The sequence below is a fragment of the Acidovorax sp. FHTAMBA genome, from assembly GCF_038958875.1.
In the GTDB taxonomy this organism is placed as follows: domain Bacteria; phylum Pseudomonadota; class Gammaproteobacteria; order Burkholderiales; family Burkholderiaceae_C; genus Acidovorax.
The window spans coordinates 4143594-4158760 of sequence record NZ_CP152407.1 but is presented as its reverse complement, the minus strand read 5'-3'; the positions used below and the strand labels follow the sequence as shown (position 1 = coordinate 4158760).

The following is a 15167-nucleotide window of genomic DNA, read 5'->3' as shown; positions in this document are numbered from 1 at the left end:
TGCCAAGTGCAGTGACCTGCGCTTCATCGATGACCTGAACTTTACGCCGCGTGCGTTCAAAGAAAAACTACCTAATCTCAAACTGACTGTTCCGTCTATAGAAACAATCGCTCCACCAATGCCCCAAATACCGCCCGGGGAGTATGGTTTTGTGTCGAAATGTTCCAGGATTTATAGGGTTTTTACCCAAAGGGGTATTCCGACCGTTTCGCCCCAGTTCGCGCGGTATCGGGTGCTTGGGGCGCGGCCGCCTGGGCGCGTGCAGTGTGGTAACCCTGTCAGCCGACGTCGTGTCAGTGTTCATGGGTGCTCCTAATTCGATAGCTGTCAGCGCTTTCTGCATAAGTGCTGGAGGCCCATAAGACGCAAAAAAGGGGCTGATGCCCCTTTGTTGCTGTGTCCGTACCCGGCGGGTACTGCGTCACCGCATCACTTGCGCAACGGGATGGGTGTGGCGCGGTCCACCGGCACGGCGGTCACGCTGTTCTGGGGGGAGCCATCGATAAGCTTTTCGGAGTAGGTGAGGTACACCAGCGTGTTGCGCGGCACGTCCACCATGCGCACGATGCGCAGGCGCTTGAACAGGATGGACATGCGTTCGCTGAACACTTCTTCCTGTTGCTTGAGGGGAGCGGGGATGCTGATGGCTCCCACCTGGCGGCAGGCGATGGAGGCTTCGGCGCGGTCTTCGGCCAGGCCCAGCGTGCCCTTGATGCCCCCCACGCGCGCGCGGGACACGTAGCAGGTCACGCCCTGCACGGCGGGGTCGTCGTACGCTTCCACGATGATGTCGTGGTCGCGGCCGATCCACTGGAACGCGGTGTCCACGGTGCCGATCTTCTCGCCCGCAGCCTGCGCGGTGCCGGCCAATACCAGTAGCACCGTGGCGGCGAAACCCAGCGCCGCCTTCATGCGGTGGCTCCGGCTTCGGTGCAGCGCTGGGCCAGGTGTGCCAGGGCTTCTTCCACCTGGTCCACCAGCACCAGGCACAGGTCGCCAGGCGCAAGGCGCGAGAGCGCGGTGTCGATGGCGATGAATTCGCCACGGATCTCTTCCACATGCGTGGTGCGCGGCGCATCGGCCAGGCCTTCGCGCAGCAGGCCCATCACTTCGCCATCGGCGCGGCCGCGCTGGGCCGCGTCCTGGTACAGGATCACGTCGTCAAACGCGGCGCCCAGGATGACGGTCTGCTCGCGGATGTCTTCATCGCGCCGGTCGCCCGCACCGCTGATGACCACGCTGCGGCGCTTGGCCGGAAGGGCGTCCACGGCCTGCACCAGGGCGCGCATTGCGTCGGGGTTGTGGCCGTAGTCGGCGATCACGGTGGCGCCGCGGTAGTCCATGATGTTGAAGCGGCCGGGAGCGTTGTCGCTGTCGTTCACAAACCCCGACAGGCCGCGGCGGATGGTCTGCCAGGGCATGTCCACGCCCCAGGCGGCGGCCACGGCGGCCATGACGTTCTCGACCTGGAAGCCAATCTTGCCGTTGCGTGTGATGGGCACGTCGCGCAGGTGGATGGTCTCGCGCCAGGAGCCTTCAGAGGCCACGATGGCATCGCCATCCACATACACGGTGCGGTGGCCCTGCGCGCGGTGCGTGGCCATCACGGGGTGGTGGCGGTCGGCGGCGAAGTAGATGATCTTGCCGGGGCAGGCGGGCGCCATGGCGGCCACGATGGGGTCGGCCGCGTTGAGAACAGCGTAGCCGGTAGGCGCCACGTTCTGCACGATCACGCGCTTGAGCACGGCCAGGTCTTCCACCGTGGTGATGTAGTTCAGGCCCAGGTGGTCGCCCGCACCGATGTTGGTGACCACGGCCACCGAGCAGCGGTCAAAGCCCAGGCCCTCCCGCAGGATGCCGCCGCGCGCGGTCTCGAACACGGCGGCGTCGACCTCGGGGTGCAGCAGCACGTTGCGGGCGCTCTTGGGACCGCTGCAGTCGCCGCTGTCGATCTGGCGCCCGTTGACGTACACGCCGTCGGTGTTGGTCATGCCCACGCGCAGGCCGTGCGCAGTGAACAGATGGGCGATGAGGCGCGCGGTGGTGGTCTTGCCGTTAGTGCCGGTCACGGCCACGGTGGGGATGCGGCCATCATCGCCATGGGCAAACAGCTTGTCCACCATGGCCTGGCCCACGTTGCGGGGCTTGCCGTAGCTGGGTGCCAGGTGCATGCGCAGGCCAGGGGCGGCATTCACTTCGACAAAGCCGCCGCCCTGTTCTTCGAGCGGGCGCAGCACGGTCTCGGCCACCATGTCCACGCCGCAGATGTGCAGGCCCACCATCTGGGCCGCGGCCACGGCGCGTGCCGCCACCTCGGGGTGCACGTCGTCGGTCACGTCGGTGGCGGTGCCGCCGGTGGAGAGGTTGGCGTTGTTGCGCAGAATGACGCGCTGGCCCTTGGCGGGCACAGCATCGGGCGTGAGGCCCTGCAGGGCCAGCCGTGCCACGGCGATGTCGTCGAGGCGGATCTTGGTGAGCGACGTGGCATGGCCTTCGCCACGGCGCGGGTCGAGGTTGACCAGATCGACCAGCTCGCGCACCGTGTGTTGGCCGTCGCCCAGTACCTGGGGCGGTTCGCGGCGCGCGGCGGCCACCAGTTGGTCGCCCACCACCAGCAGGCGGAAGTCGTGGCCCGGCAGAAAGCGTTCGACCATCACGGTGCCGTATTCGGCCGCGGTGCGGAAGGCTTCTTCCAGCTGTGCGCGGTCGGTGATGTTGACCGTTACGCCCTTGCCCTGGTTGCCATCCTGCGGCTTGACCACCACGGGCAGGCCAACCTTCAAGGCCACTTCCCAGGCTTCGTCCACGGTGTCCACCGGTTTGCCCAGCGGCACGGGCACGCCCGCCGCATGCAGCAGGCGCTTGGTCAGGTCCTTGTCCTGGCCGATGGATTCGGCCACGGCGCTGGTCGAATCGACCTCGGCCGCCTGGATCCGGCGCTGGCGGGATCCCCAGCCAAACTGCACCAGACTGCCGCGCGTGAGACGGCGGTAGGGAATGCCGCGTGCCACAGCGGCCTCGACAATGGCACCCGTGCTGGGCCCCAGGCGCTCGTCTTCGTCCAGCTCGCGCAGTTCGGCGATCACGGCATCGGCGTCAAAGCTGCCGTGGCCCAGCGCGGCCTCGATGAGCTGCTGCGCATAGTCAAACGCCTTGCGCCCCACGGCTTCTTCGCTGTACTCCACCACCACCTGGTACACGCCCGCGTCGGGGGTGGCGGTGGTGCGTGCAAAGGTCACGGGGCACCCGGCCTGCGCCTGCAGGGCCAGGGCTGCGGACTGGAGCACATGCGCCAGCGAGATATCGGCAGCGCCGCTTTCGGGGTGCAGGGTGCCAATGGCAGGGAACAGCGCGCGCAGGCGGGCTTCGAAGCCGTCGATCTGCGCCATGGCGCGCTCGGATTCCTGGCAGGCCACCACGGCTTCGATGGCCATGTGGCGGCTCCAGAGGTTGGGGCCGCGCAGGGCCCGGGTGCGGGTTACATCCATGGGATTTCTTTCAGTAATCGTCGGGGCTCGCGGGCCGCGTTCCAGTCGAAGGCGTATGGGGTGGTGCGCGGTGGATCACAGGGGCAGGCCTGCCGGTGCGGGCAGGTCGGGCTCAAAGGTCTTGATGCCCGCGCCGATCAGGTCGGGCGCAATGTCCAGCGCCCAGCAGGCGCCAATGGCCGCCAGCAGGGCATCGGTGTCGGGCACCATGGCGTTGCGGCCAAAGGTCAGGTCCGCCAGCGATCCCAGCACATGCTCGGCGCTGCCTGTGGCCAGCACCACGCGGCCGTTCTTCACGAAGACGGCGCGGCCGTTGTCCTTGGCGCGGTGGTCTGCAATGACGGGCAGCGTGCCGTCCTGCGCATACAGCACCACGTCGCCATCGGACAGCGGGGCCAGGTCGGCCACCTGCGGGATGGCGGCATGGAGCACAGCGGCGCCCTCGGCCAGCACCACGTCCACCTGGGTGCGCATCACCTTGGTCATCTGGTCCTGTTCGTGCACATCGAACTCGGCCAGTGATTCCACACCGTCCATGTCGGTCACCACACCCACCTGGCAGCGGTCGTAGGCCAGGCCATCACGCAGGATGGTGCGCGCACTGCTCTCGATCACGGCGGCCTGCACCATCTTGTTCATCAGCAGGCGGTGTGCGGCTTCCCAGTGGGCGCAGTCGCTGGCCTCTACGCAGCGGCGGTCCAGGAACAGCCCTTCGCTGCAGGCCAGGCCGGTGTGGTGCCCGCTCAGGTGCAGCAGCCAGGCCACCACGCGCGCCACGGTCGAGGTGCCGCGCGTTCCAGCCACGCCCACCAGCGGGATGCGGCCGGCCTGTCCGTCACCGTCTTCCGAGGGGAACAGGTGCTCTGCAATCGCCTGGCCCACGGGGCGGGGCGCGCCCACGGCGGGTTTCAGGTGCATGAGCAGGCCGGGGCCTGCGTTGACCTCGACAATGGCGCCGCCCTGCGTGTGCAGCGGCTTGGAGATATCGCGCGCCACCATGTCGATGCCCGCAATGTCCAGCCCCACCACCCTGGCGGCGAGCTGGGCGATGTACGCCACCTCGGGATGCACGTCGTCGGTGCAATCCACGGCCACGTTGCCGTTGCGCTGCACCACCACCTGGCGGCCCGCAGCGGGTACCGAGTCGGCGTCCAGCTCCTGGCGCTTGAGTTCGAGCTGCACCTTGGTGTCGGTCGCCAGGTCGATGATTTCCAGCGGGTACTCTTCTTCGTAGCCCCGGCGCGGGTCGGAGTTGAGCTGGGTGTCGATGAGCTCCCGGACGGTGGCGCGGCCGTTGCCGGTGATGGTGACGAGTTCGCCGCGCGCGGCGGCCACGACCTTGCCGTCCACCACCAGCAGGCGGTGCTCGTCGCCCGGGATGAAGCGCTCGACCATCACGTCGCTGCCTTCCGGATAGGCCACGTGGTAGGCCGCTTCGATGTCGTCGCGCTTGCGCAGGTCCAGCGTCACGCCCCGGCCGTGGTTGCCGTCAGAGGGCTTGACGACCACGGGCAGACCGATGTCCTGCGCGGCTTCCCAGGCTTCCTCCGGGCTGTGGACCACCTGGCCTTCGGGAATGGGCACGCCGCAGGACTTGAGCAGGCTCTTGGTCAGGTCCTTGTCGCTGGCAATGCCTTCGGCGATGGCGCTGGTGTACTCGGTCTCGGCCGTCCAGATGCGGCGCTGGCGGGCTCCGTAGCCCAGCTGCACCAGGTTGCCGTCGTTCAGGCGGATGTGCGGGATGCCCCGGTCGGTGGCGGCGGTGACGATGCAGGCCGTGCTGGGGCCGAGGTACTGGTCGTCCACCTCGGTGCGCACGCGGGCCACGGCGGCCTGCACATCGAAAGGCTCGTCGTTGATGGCCGCCATGATCAGCGCATGGCCCTGCGCCAGCGCCACCCGCGCCACGCTTTCGTCGCGGGCGCGGAACACCATGCGGTACACGCCGCGCTGGGATGTAGAGCGCGTCTGGCCAAAACCCGTAGGCATGCCCGCCAGGTTGAGCAGCTCGATCACGATGTGCTCCAGCACGTGGCCGCACCAGGTGCCCTCCTGCAGGCGCTGCAGGAACCCGCCGCGCTCGCCCACGCCGCAGTGGTGCTCCACCAGCGCGGGCAGCCACGCGGTGAGGCGTTCGTTAAAACCGGGAAGCGTATGGGACGGATATTCCTCCAGCTCGCCCAAGTCCAGCCAGACCTCCAGGACGGGCCGGTAGGTCCAGATATTGGGACCGCGCAGGTAGTTGATGCGAAGCAGTTGAATGTGGTTGAGTTTCGCCATGGGTTGCAGCGGGTAGGTATCCGGCAGTGCGGGGAGGGGTTGTTTTTGTGGACACTGATTTTGCGCCTGTCGCGGCGCCCCTGCAGTGTCAGCGAAATGGCGGGTGAGGGCGTTACAGATGGGCGCCTTTGCAACGGGGCGCCCCGTTTCAGGGAGAATTCCTGCTTTCGCACCGGCGGTCACCGCAGGCTGCCGGGGGCGGAAAAACCAACCAAAAATGCAACATCACCATTCTGTGGACGCCTCGGGTGTCTTTTCTGGCCCCGTGGGGGCTGATCTGCGGGCCATGCTCGCACCCCAAGAGAACGTGCTGGCTGTGCTGCAGGTTGACCTGAGCACCGGGCTGCGGTTTGCCGCCGGCTGGGTGGTGGTGACGTCCGATCGCTTGCTGGCCCGCGACGCTGGAACCACGGCATGGCAGGGCTGGCCTCTGGGTGACGGCCTGGCGCTGCGGCTGCATGACCATGGGGGCGTGGGGTCGCTGGAACTGCACAGCCCTGCGGCACGACTGGCCTTGTGGCGCTTTACCCTGGCACACCACGCGCAGGCGCTGCGCCTGGTGCAGCGGTTTGAGCAACAAAGCGCACGCGGTGATGCCGATGACCAAGACGCGGCCGATGAACCGGCCTGCCCCGTCTGCCACACCCCGCTGCCGCCGGACACCGACGAATGCCCCGCCTGCGCGCGCGCCCAGCCCCCGCAGACCTCCACTTGGGTGCTGCTGCGCCTGTGGCGGTTTGCCCGGCCCTACCGCAAGCAGCTGGCCGCCGGTTTTGCGCTGACGCTGGCCTCCACGGCCGCCACGCTGGTGCCGCCGTACCTCACCATCCCGCTGATGGATGACATCCTGATCCCGTTCCAGAACGGCCAGCAGATCGAGCCCGGCCTGGTGCTGCTGTACCTGAGCGGTCTGCTCGCATCTGCCCTGGCCGCCTGGGGGCTCTCCTGGGCGCGCACTTATATCCTGGCGCTGGTGTCCGAGCGCATCGGCGCTGACCTGCGCACCACCACCTACGAGCACCTGCTGCGTCTGTCGCTCGACTACTTCGGCGGCAAGCGCACGGGGGACCTGATGGCGCGCATCGGCTCCGAGACGGACCGTATCAACGTCTTCCTGTCGCTCCACGCCCTGGATTTTGTGACCGACGTGCTCATGATCATGATGACGGCGGCCATCCTGTTTTCCATCAACCCATGGCTCGCGCTCGTCACGCTGGTGCCGCTGCCTTTCATCGGCTGGATGATCCACACCGTGCGCGACCGTCTGCGCACCGGGTTCGAGAAGATCGACCGCGTCTGGTCGGAGGTGACCAATGTGCTGGCCGACACCATCCCCGGTATCCGCGTGGTCAAGGCCTTTGCCCAGGAAAAGCGCGAGGCGCAGCGCTTTCGCGACGCCAACCAGCACAACCTGGAAGTCAACGACAAGCTCAACAAGACCTGGAGCCTGTTCACGCCCACGGTGTCGCTGCTCACCGAGATCGGGCTGCTGGTGGTGTGGGGCTTTGGCATCTGGCTGGTCTCGCGCAACCAGATCACCGTGGGTGTGCTCACGGCCTTCATCGCCTACATCGGGCGCTTCTACGGCCGGCTGGACTCGATGAGCCGCATCGTCTCGGTCACGCAGAAAGCTGCAGCCGGTGCCAAGCGCATCTTCGACATCCTGGACCATGTGAGCAACGTGCCCGACCCGGCCCAACCCGTGAAGGTGGACAAGGTGCAGGGCGCGATCACCATGCAGGGCGTGGGTTTTCGCTACGGTAGCCGCGCAGTCATCAAGGGGCTGGATCTGGAGATTCGCCCCGGCGAGATGATCGGTCTGGTGGGCCACAGCGGCTCGGGCAAGAGCACGCTGGTCAACCTGATCAGCCGGTTTTATGACGTGAGCGATGGATCCATCCAGGTCGATGGCATCGACATCCGCCGCTTTGCGGTGGCCGACTACCGCCGCCATATCGGCCTGGTGCTGCAAGAGCCCTTCCTCTTCTTCGGCACCATTGCCGAGAACATCGCCTACGGCAAGCCCGAGGCGACGCGCGAGGAGATCGTGGCCGCCGCGCGCGCCGCGCACGCGCACGAATTCATCCTGCGCCTGCCGCATGGCTACGACTCGCTGGTGGGCGAGCGCGGTCAGGGCCTCTCGGGCGGCGAGCGCCAGCGCATCTCCATTGCGCGCGCACTGCTGATCGATCCGCGCATCCTGATCCTGGACGAGGCCACCTCGGCCGTGGACACCGAGACCGAGAAGGAAATCCAGAAAGCCCTGGACAACCTGGTGCAAGGCCGCACGACGATTGCCATTGCCCACCGCCTGTCCACCCTGCGCAAGGCCGACCGCCTGGTGGTGATGGACCGGGGCGAGGTGGTGGAAGTGGGCCCGCACGACGAACTCATGGAAAAGCAGGGCGCCTACTGGCGGCTGTACGAAGCCCAGGCGCGCCGCGCCGAAGAAGATGCGCAGGCGGCGGGCGTCATCATCGACAGCAGCCTGCTGCACCCCGCCCACCCTGCGGGCAACCCGTGATGACTGCACTGCAGGAACCCGCCATGAACACCGCTGCCTTCCCGCAATCGCTGTCGTCCGCGTTCACCTTGGCGCGCAATCCACACGGTCGGCTGGTTCTGACCCTGGCCGACGGCACGGCCCACGAAGGCGTCACGCCCGTGCGGGCCTTCCCCATCGCGGCGCCTGCCGAAGGGCTCTCGCTGATCGGCTCTGACGGCCACGAACTGCTGTGGATCGACCGGCTCGCCGAGCTGCCAGCCCCTGCCCGCCAGCTCATCGAAGAAGAGCTGGAAATGCGAGAGTTTGTGCCCACTATCGAGAAAATCGTCGCGGTGTCGAGCTTCTCGACCCCCAGCACCTGGCAGATCGAGACGGACCGGGGCCCCGCAAGCCTGGTCCTCAAGGCCGAGGAAGATATCCGCCGACTGGGCGGGCGCACCCACTTGCTGATTGCTGGCGGCGACGGCGTGCAGTTCCGTGTGAGGGACACGACCGCGCTGGACCGCCATTCGCGCAGGCTGCTCGAACGTTTTCTCTGAACCTGGGCGCCGCGCGTCGCACCGGCAAGGCACAGCGTGGTGCCGGCCGTTTTGCGCCCGTTGCCCGCTGAGCCTGCCCTTCTCCGACGCGAAAGCCCCCTGCGGCGGCTGCGCGCGTGCGGCCGTACCCGGCCCGCAAAGGGGGGGTAAAAATCAGGGAAAACCCTAAATTTGGGCCAATCGGTGAAAAAGACCTAAATTTCCCCTTCTTTTTGCCGTAATGAATTACGAAGAGGGCGTAAAAGCCCCCGAAATCTCAGAAATTCATTCATTAACCATTGGGGCCATTGCCATGCAAATGCCACCTGTCGACCGATCGCCTGTCTGGCGTCCTCAGGGCGCTGATTTGTATTCCACGGGCGCCTCTGGCGCGCCGCCGGTGCGGCCCATCAATGCTTCCAACCCGGTCGAGTCCATGGACCGACTGGGCGAGGGCGCCATCGTGCGCCAGCCCGACAAGCCCTCCGCCCCCGACGTCGAAAACCGGGACTGGACCGAGGTGAAGAAAAAAGACACAGTCGAAGAGCCGCCCGAGCCGCCGAAGGAGCCGATCTACAAGCAGCTGATCGAGTACATCCAGTCGATGTGGCGTGCCAGCGCCAGTGCGATCGATGTGGCGCAGGAGATCAACAAGACGACCCTGCAGGAGCGCATGGCGCAACAGGTCAAGAACGAGCCCTTGACCTACTCAGACCCGAAGATCAAGCGCACCGGCGGGCTGTAACGGTTTTTTGCTACTAAATTTATAGCTATTGGCGCTTTCTGGTAAAGCGCTAGAGGCCAAAATGGCTTCCATTTTGAGCCCTTCCCGCTTCAAGGCCGGGATGCCGGGGCCCCAGCTGCCGGGGGCGTTGCTGGCGCCTGGGCTTGCGCTGCCCGCTTTTGCGCCCGTTCCGCCCGGTATCTGGCGGCAAACGCCCGCACTTCCTCATAGCTGACACCGCCGTCTGCGTCTGTGTCCGCGTCGTCAAAGGCCTCGGCCAGCCGCGGGAACAGTTGCACCTCCCTGCGGCTGAGTTTTCCGTCGCCATTGAAATCCAGCATCTTGAACTCGCGCAGGGCCTTGGCTTCGCCTTTGGTGGGCGCCGCCGCAGGTTCGGCCGACAGGGCCAGCGACGTGGTGCAGGCCCAGAGTGTGGCGGCGCAAAGCAGGGAAAGGGTGTGGCGCAAAGCGGGTTCCTTGGATGGGGATGGGTGCTCCCAGACCCCTGAGGGACTCCTCGCCCGGGCAGTCAGTTCCCGGCCGGGGCGATGGCGTTGGAGATGCCGCTGTTCACATGCCCGGCAGGCACATGGCGTGCGGCAGAGGTGACATGGCCTGTCTGGTCGTCAAAGAAGAAGTCGGGTTCGAATTCGCGCAGGAACTCGCCCTTGGGCAACCCGCCCAGGAACATGGCCTCATCCACCGCAATGTTCCAGTCCATCAGCGTACGGATGGCGCGCTCGTGCGCGGGGGCGCTGCGTGCCGTGACCAGGGCGGTGCGGATGCGCATCCCCGTGGTGCTGCCGGCTTCCCCGGCCGATTGCAGCCGGTGCAGTGCGGCCAGCAGGGGTTTGAAGGGGCCGTCGGGCAGCGGCAATGCGGCCTTGTCGGTCTCGTGCTGCTGGAAGGCGGCCAGGCCCTCGGCCTGGTACACCCGCTCTGCCTCGTCGGAGAACAGCACGGCGTCTCCGTCAAACGCTATGCGCACTTCATGGGGGTTGGCGTCGCCCGCGCGCACCGATTCGGTAACCACCCGTGCAGCCGGGTATCCCAGGTGCAGCGCCTCGCGCACGTCGGCCTCGTTGGCCGACAGGAACAGGTGTGCGCCCAGGGGCCGCAGGTAGCGAAACGGATCGCGCCCCTGCGTGAAAACGCCGCGCTGGATGTTGGGCAGGCCGTGCGCGTTGCACGAGCGGAACACCCGCATGCCGCTCACCGGGTCGTTGCGCGAGAGCAGCACCACCTCCACTCGCTGGTGCTCCGAGGTGTTGAACGCGAGCAGTTTGCGCACCAGCGAGAACGCCACGCCTGGCGCGGCAGGCACATCCAGCCGCTGGCGCTGCAGCTCAACATAGGCGCGGTCGTTGTCGTGCTCGAAGACGCGGTTTTCCTCCTCGAAATTGAACAGGGCGCGTGAGGAGATCGCCACCACCAGCTTGTCGTTCAGGGTTACAGGCATGGCGGCGTCACTTCACAAACTGGTTGAGCTGGATGATGGGCAGCAGCACCGCCAGCACGATGAGCATCACGATCAAACCCATTGCGACGATGAGCAGGGGCTCCAGGATGGTGGCCAGCTGCATGGCGCGGCGCTGCACCTCGGCCGACAGCTGGCGGGCCGCCCGCTGCAGCATCACCGGCAATTGCCCGGTTTGCTCGCCCAGCCGCGCAAACATCGACAGCAGGCCGGGAAACCGCTTTTTCTGCGCCAGCGCCGAGGCCAGCGGGGCGCCCTCGCGCACCAGCACCAGGGCTTCGAGTGCATCGGCGCGCAGTGCGCGGTTGTTCAGGGTTTCGGCGGCGGCCTGCAAGGCCTTCAGGATGGGAACGCCCGCGCCTGCCAGCATGGCCAAGGTGCCCGCAAACCGCGCCGCGTTATAGCCCCGGGCCAGCTTGCCGACCACGGGCAGGCGCAGCCACGCCGCATCAAACCTTTCACGTAAATGCTCAAAAGACAAGGCCCAGCGGGCGCCAAAAGCTATCAAAACAGTAGCTATCAGCATCACCCAGCCGTAGCTGCGCACAAAAGCGCTGATGGCCAGCATGGCCACCGTGAGGAAGGGTAGCGCCCGCTTGGTGCCCGCAAACACGCTGGCCACCTGCGGCACCACATAGCCCACAAGAAACAGCACGATGACCACGGCAATCAGGCTGACGATGGCGGGGTACAGCGCGGCGCCCACCAGCTTGGCCTTGAGCGCCTGGCGCTCTTCCAGGTCATCGGCCAGTCGCTCAAGGACCAGGCCCAGGTTGCCGCTGTGCTCGCCCGCGCCAATCACGGCGCAGTAAATGTCGGAAAACTCGCGCGGGTGCTGTGACAGGGCACGCGCAAAGGTGGCGCCGGCGTTGACCTCGGCGCGCAGCGCGGCCACCAGGTGGCGCTGGCGCTCGTCGTCGGCTTCTTCAGACAAGGCCGTCAGCGCGCGCTCCAGCGGCAGGCCCGACGCCACCAGCCCGGCGATCTGGCGCGTCCAGATCGCCAACGCCGTGGCGCTGAACACCGGTCGCGTGAACAGGCGCTGGCCCAGGCCGGCCGGGCTGCCATCCAGGGACTGGCCGGTCTGCACCAGCTCCACGGCCAGCGGCACCAGCGCCTGGGCCCGCAGCAGGCTGCGCGCCGCCTTGGCGGTATCGGCCTCCATGAGGCCCTTGCGGGTCTGGCCCTGGGCGTCCAGGGCTTCAAAGGAAAAAGCGGGCATGCAGGCGAGGGAGTAAGGGGCCATGGCCGACACCGGCCAGCCAGCCTGCGATGGTAGCCGCTGCGCGCAGCCCCCGGCCGCGACATTGCCAAGCCCCAGACATGACACAGGTCAAGATGCCCGGGCGCCGAATGCGCAGAATCAAAACTGATCTGTGGCATCGGGTTGCAGGCGGTCGGAACAAGGAGTCTTTCATGCTGAAGAACAAGGTGGCATTGGTAACGGGTGCGTCGTCGGGGATTGGACGCGCCATTGCGCTGGTGTGGGCACGCGAGGGCGCCAAGGTGGTGGTGTCGGATGTGAACGTGGCGGAGGGCGAGGAGACGGCGGCCCTGGTGCGCGCTGCCGGGGGCGACGCGATCTTTGTGGCGGCCGATGTGGGCAAGCCCGAGGACTGCGAGGCGCTGGTCAACCGCACCGAGGCACATTACGGCCGCCTGGACGTGGCCTGCAACAACGCCGGCATCGGCGGCCCGCAGGCGCCCACGGCCGACTACCCGCTCGATGGCTGGGCGCAGGTGATCAACATCAACCTGTCGGGCGTGTTCTACGGCATGAAGTACCAGATCGCCGCCATGCTCAAGAGCGGCGGCGGCTCCATCATCAACATGGCGTCCATCCTGGGTTCGGTGGGGTTTGCCATGTCGCCCGCCTACACCGCTGCCAAACACGGGGTGGTGGGGCTCACCAAGGCGGCGGCACTGGAATACAGCGCGCAGGGCGTGCGCATCAATTCCGTGGGGCCGGCTTTCATCCACACGCCCATGATCAGCGGGCTGGAGCAGGACGCCGGCATCAACGCGATGCTGGTGGGTGCACACCCCATCGGCCGCCTGGGCCAGCCCGACGAGGTGGCCGAGCTGGTGAGCTGGCTGGCATCCGACAAGGCATCATTTGTAACCGGGGCCTATTACCCGGTGGACGGCGGCTACCTGGCGCGCTGAACGCTGGCGGGCCGCCCGGCGCCGCTCAGGCGGTGGCGGCCTCGGCGCTGGTCGCCAGCGCAGCGTGTGCCTGGGCGGCAATGTCCAGCGAGCGCAGGCGCAAGGCCGGGTCGTAGACGTCGCAGACCAGCATCAGCTCGTCGGCACCGGTGGCCTCGGTGAGCTGCGCCAGGCCGGCGCGCACCGTCTCGGGCCCGCCGATCAAGGCAGCGGCCAGAAAGTCGCAAATGGCCGCGCGCTCTTGCGGTTGCAAGCGCGCGGTGTAGTTCTCGACAGGCGGCAGCAGACGGCGGCGGTCACCAGTCAGGATGTCCAGCACCCGCTGGTAGGTGCTGCTGGCCAGGTAGTCGGCTTCCTCGTCGGTGGGCGCGGCGATCAGCGGCACACCAATCGCGACATAGGGCTTGGGCCAGGCGGCCGATGGGCGGTACAGGTTGCGGTACAGGTCCAGCGCCTGGTGCAGCAGCCGGGGCGCAAAGTGCGATGCAAAGGCATACGGCAGACCGCGCTCGGCCGCCAGCTGGGCCGAAAACAGGCTGGAGCCCAGCAGCCAGATGGGCACATTGGTGCCCGCGCCGGGCATAGCGATCAGGCGTTGGCCAGGCTCTGCCGGTGCCAGCAGGCGCTGCAACTCGGCCACATCCTGCGGAAAGTCATCGGCGGTCTCCACCCGGCTGCGCCGCAGCGCGCGCATGGTGGCCTGGTCGGTGCCGGGCGCGCGGCCCAGGCCCAGGTCGATGCGGCCGGGGTACAGCTCGGCCAGCGTGCCAAAGGCTTCGGCCACCACCAGCGGCGCATGGTTGGGTAGCATCACGCCACCCGAGCCGACCCGGATGCGCTCGGTGCCGCCCGCAATGTGGCCCACCAGCACGGCAGTGGCCGAGCTGGCAATGCCCGCCATGTTGTGGTGCTCGGCCAGCCAGTAGCGGGCAAAACCCAACTTTTCAGCGTGTTGCGCAGTGCGCAGGGCAATCTGCAGCGCATCGGCCACGGTGCCGCCCTCCCGGACGGCAACCAGGTCAAGCATGGAGAGGGCGGGGCGGTGGGCGGTAGAAGTCATTCGCGCATTGTCCGGCCAGCCACGGGTTTGTGCAGCGGTTGCCCAAGAGCTGGCAGCGCCAGCAGGGTCGCCCGCCGCGGTTTTCGACCGATGGCGATTTTTTGATAGCCAAAACCCGCAGTGCCCCACAAAATGTTTCAGAACTTTTCCGTGGGTGCCTGTGCGGCACCGTGAGCAGTGCGCTGCAAAAGGGATCTCGCATGGGTTTTTTCAGTCGTTTGTTCAGGATCAAGGAGCAGGACCCCGACAGCCAGGACACCACCTGGGCCATGGAGGACAACGGCAGCGAGCTGGTGCTGGACGCCGAATACGCCGCCACGCTCATGACCGAGATCGATATTGATGCGGCCATTGCCAGCCACGAAGGCTGGCGGCTGCAGCTGCAGGACATGGTCAACCACCGCTCCCAGGAAGTCATGCGGCCCGAGCGTGTCTGCAGGGACGACCGCTGCGATCTCGGCCGCTGGCTGTATGGCACCGGCCGCGTGCGACTGGGCCACTACCCCGCCTTTGGCATGCTGGTGGCGCGGCACAAGTACTTTCACCAGCAGGCGGCCGAAGTGGTCACACTGTTCCAGGCGGGCGAGCAGCAAAAGGCCGTGCAGCTGCTCAACAGCAGCTGCCGCCACGCCTCCAACCAGGTGCTGCTGCTGCTCAAGGAGCTCAAGCGCGGGCTGGGGCGCTGACGACGAGGCCGGTCTGTGGGCCCGGCAGGCCCAGGGCGATTTCACGGCGCCTGGCAGGGGATCGTTGCACTTCATTTGCTCCTGTATCGATAGCTATTAGCGCTTAATGGATAAGCGCTGAAGCCACTTTTTATCCTGAATTCCTGATCGTTGCCTTTCATGGCAGCCTCAGCCGCCGCGTTGCCCGGCGGGCGGACAGGGTGCAACGGCACCGGCCCAGCATCGGTACACAGCTCTTACATCTGCAGACACGCCTGACCCC

General features: G+C 66.8%; 12 protein-coding genes. 5 read left to right on the top strand and 7 right to left on the bottom strand.

Annotation, left to right across the window (positions count from 1 at the left end; genetic code table 11):
* Positions 1-429: 429 nt before the first annotated feature.
* From AAFF19_RS19380 to cphA (AAFF19_RS19370), 3 genes are all read right to left on the bottom strand, one after another.
* Positions 430-912 carry a CreA family protein gene (locus AAFF19_RS19380; protein WP_342720822.1) on the bottom strand — a complete coding sequence of 161 codons (483 nt, stop codon included), beginning with the start codon at positions 910-912 and terminating at the stop codon, positions 430-432.
* The gene (gene cphA, locus AAFF19_RS19375; protein ID WP_342720821.1) at positions 909-3488 is read right to left on the bottom strand and encodes a cyanophycin synthetase; all 2580 of its coding nucleotides are present in this window, start codon (positions 3486-3488) and stop codon (positions 909-911) included. Before cphA (AAFF19_RS19375) ends, AAFF19_RS19380 begins: the two co-directional genes overlap by 4 nt.
* Before the next feature lie 75 nt (positions 3489-3563).
* Positions 3564-5768, bottom strand: a complete 2205-nt coding sequence (gene cphA, locus AAFF19_RS19370; RefSeq protein ID WP_342720820.1) for a cyanophycin synthetase — start codon at positions 5766-5768, stop codon at positions 3564-3566.
* 217 nt (positions 5769-5985) lie between these two features.
* On the opposite strand from cphA (AAFF19_RS19370), the gene AAFF19_RS19365 reads away from it, so the two are divergent.
* The 3 genes from AAFF19_RS19365 (at position 5986) to AAFF19_RS19355 (ending at position 9537) form a co-directional block, all read left to right on the top strand.
* On the top strand, positions 5986-8292 hold the full coding sequence (locus AAFF19_RS19365) for an ABC transporter ATP-binding protein (protein WP_342720819.1): 2307 nt from the start codon (positions 5986-5988) through the stop codon (positions 8290-8292).
* 23 nt (positions 8293-8315) lie between these two features.
* Positions 8316-8813: a DUF1854 domain-containing protein gene (locus AAFF19_RS19360; RefSeq protein ID WP_342720818.1), complete on the top strand. Its 498-nt coding sequence runs from the start codon at positions 8316-8318 to the stop codon at positions 8811-8813.
* Between the two features lie 292 nt (positions 8814-9105).
* Entirely contained in the window at positions 9106-9537 is a 432-nt protein-coding gene (locus tag AAFF19_RS19355) for a hypothetical protein (protein WP_182120400.1), read from the top strand.
* Positions 9538-9626: 89 nt separating this feature from the next.
* Here AAFF19_RS19355 and AAFF19_RS19350 read toward each other — a convergent pair whose 3' ends face one another.
* From AAFF19_RS19350 to gspF, 3 genes are all read right to left on the bottom strand, one after another.
* A complete protein-coding gene (locus AAFF19_RS19350; protein ID WP_246331020.1) occupies positions 9627-9926 on the bottom strand; it encodes an EF-hand domain-containing protein in 300 nt (99 codons plus the stop codon).
* 119 nt (positions 9927-10045) lie between these two features.
* Positions 10046-10975 (bottom strand): 5'-nucleotidase, encoded by a 930-nt coding sequence (locus tag AAFF19_RS19345; protein ID WP_342720817.1) that lies wholly within the window; start codon positions 10973-10975, stop codon positions 10046-10048.
* A 7-nt stretch (positions 10976-10982) separates the two neighbouring features.
* Positions 10983-12215, bottom strand: a complete 1233-nt coding sequence (gspF, locus tag AAFF19_RS19340; RefSeq protein ID WP_342720816.1) for a type II secretion system inner membrane protein GspF — start codon at positions 12213-12215, stop codon at positions 10983-10985.
* A 194-nt stretch (positions 12216-12409) separates the two neighbouring features.
* Between gspF and AAFF19_RS19335 the strand changes: the two genes are divergently transcribed.
* Positions 12410-13159, top strand: a complete 750-nt coding sequence (locus tag AAFF19_RS19335; RefSeq protein WP_342720815.1) for an SDR family oxidoreductase — start codon at positions 12410-12412, stop codon at positions 13157-13159.
* Between the two features lie 25 nt (positions 13160-13184).
* Here AAFF19_RS19335 and AAFF19_RS19330 read toward each other — a convergent pair whose 3' ends face one another.
* Entirely contained in the window at positions 13185-14219 is a 1035-nt protein-coding gene (locus tag AAFF19_RS19330) for an LLM class flavin-dependent oxidoreductase (RefSeq protein WP_342720814.1), read from the bottom strand.
* Positions 14220-14419: 200 nt separating this feature from the next.
* Here AAFF19_RS19330 and AAFF19_RS19325 point away from each other — a divergent pair, with 200 nt between their 5' ends.
* Positions 14420-14905, top strand: a complete 486-nt coding sequence (locus AAFF19_RS19325) for a CZB domain-containing protein (protein WP_342720813.1) — start codon at positions 14420-14422, stop codon at positions 14903-14905.
* The last annotated feature ends 262 nt before the right edge of the window (positions 14906-15167 follow it).

Excerpts from the sequence above, each read along its gene's own strand:
- AAFF19_RS19380 (WP_342720822.1), bottom strand. The coding sequence starts at position 912 with ATGAAGGCGGCGCTGGGTTTCGCCGCCACGGTGCTACTGGTATTGGCC.
- cphA (WP_342720821.1), bottom strand. The coding sequence starts at position 3,488 with ATGGATGTAACCCGCACCCGGGCCCTGCGCGGCCCCAACCTCTGGAGC.
- cphA (WP_342720820.1), bottom strand. The coding sequence starts at position 5,768 with ATGGCGAAACTCAACCACATTCAACTGCTTCGCATCAACTACCTGCGC.
- AAFF19_RS19365 (WP_342720819.1), top strand. The coding sequence starts at position 5,986 with ATGCAACATCACCATTCTGTGGACGCCTCGGGTGTCTTTTCTGGCCCC.
- AAFF19_RS19360 (WP_342720818.1), top strand. The coding sequence starts at position 8,316 with ATGAACACCGCTGCCTTCCCGCAATCGCTGTCGTCCGCGTTCACCTTG.
- AAFF19_RS19355 (WP_182120400.1), top strand. The coding sequence starts at position 9,106 with ATGCAAATGCCACCTGTCGACCGATCGCCTGTCTGGCGTCCTCAGGGC.
- AAFF19_RS19345 (WP_342720817.1), bottom strand. The coding sequence starts at position 10,975 with ATGCCTGTAACCCTGAACGACAAGCTGGTGGTGGCGATCTCCTCACGC.
- gspF (WP_342720816.1), bottom strand. The coding sequence starts at position 12,215 with ATGCCCGCTTTTTCCTTTGAAGCCCTGGACGCCCAGGGCCAGACCCGC.
- AAFF19_RS19335 (WP_342720815.1), top strand. The coding sequence starts at position 12,410 with ATGCTGAAGAACAAGGTGGCATTGGTAACGGGTGCGTCGTCGGGGATT.
- AAFF19_RS19330 (WP_342720814.1), bottom strand. The coding sequence starts at position 14,219 with ATGACTTCTACCGCCCACCGCCCCGCCCTCTCCATGCTTGACCTGGTT.
- AAFF19_RS19325 (WP_342720813.1), top strand. The coding sequence starts at position 14,420 with ATGGGTTTTTTCAGTCGTTTGTTCAGGATCAAGGAGCAGGACCCCGAC.